2 protein-coding genes are annotated in these 1,095 nt (G+C 61.5%); both read right to left on the bottom strand.

Annotated features, from left to right (window positions below; translation table 11 throughout):
- Positions 1-454, bottom strand: a 454-nt coding sequence (locus AC1DWI_RS24095) for an ABC transporter permease (protein WP_477726032.1), incomplete at its 3' end; no start/stop codon positions are given.
- A partial coding sequence (locus AC1DWI_RS24100; protein ID WP_477726033.1) for an ABC transporter permease occupies positions 451-1,095 on the bottom strand: 645 nt, incomplete at its 5' end. The genes AC1DWI_RS24100 and AC1DWI_RS24095, both read right to left, overlap by 4 nt.

Genomic DNA, 1,095 nt, shown 5'->3' on the forward strand with positions numbered 1-1,095 from the left:
GAATCATGTTGGCGATGATCACGCCCGGCAAGGGTCCGGCCAGGTGCAGTTGGTACATCACGGTGGCCAGCGGAATGCCGTAGGTAATCGGCGGCACCATCAGCGGCAGCAGAAACAGCAGCGTGATCAACTTTTTGCCGCGAAAGTCCTTGCGTGCCAGTGTGTAGGCGGCGGGCACACCGATCAGCAGCGACAAAAAGACCACCGAGAACACCACCACCACCGTGACCACCAGCACATGGCCCAGCTGGAATTCCTTCCACGCCGATACATACCAGCTGAGGGTGTAGGCCTCGGGCAGCCAGGTTCCCAGCCAGCGTGTGGCCACCGAATTGGTGGCCACCGCGACGATCAGCAGGCCGACGTTGACCAGAAAGAAGGAGATGACACCCCAGATCAACGCACGCCAGGCACGATCGCGTAGCGGGCTGGAGTTGCGCGCCGCGGCACTCATCCCTTGCCTCCGGTAACAGGACCGCGGTAGAACAGACGGCGCAGGCCCAGCGCCGCAGCGACGATCGCCAGTTGAGCCAGGCCCATGATCATGGCGACAGCCGAGGCCAGCGAATAGTCGTACTGCTCAAAGGCAGCTTCGTAGGCCGCAATCGCAATCACCCGCGTGGTACCGGCCGGCGAGCCCAGCAGCACTGCAGATGGGAAGACCGAGAAGGCCTGAACAAAACTCAGGCAGAAGGCCATGACCAGCCCGGGCGTCAGCAGCGGCAGATAAATGTAGCGAAAGCGATTCCAGCCGTCTGCGCCCAGCGTCGCTGCCGCACGCGGCAGCGCCGGATCAATACCGGTGATGTAAGAGAGGATCAGCAGATAGGCAAACGGGAAACCGGTGATGACCAGCGAAATCAGCACGCCCCAATAGTTGTGCGTGAGCCGGATCGAACCTTCGTAAAGATGGAGCCAGCGCAGTGTCTGCGCCAGCCAGCCCTGCGGGCCGAAGTAGGTCAGCATGCMTTCGGCGATCAATACTGTGCCCAGCGTCAGCGGCACCACCAGCAAGGTAGACAACAGGCGCTGGTAAGGGCTTTTGGTCCGCGTGGCATAGGCGATCGCCAGTGCGAACCCGATTTTGATCAACGT

It is taken from the genome of Polaromonas sp. P3_C2, from assembly GCF_056402675.1.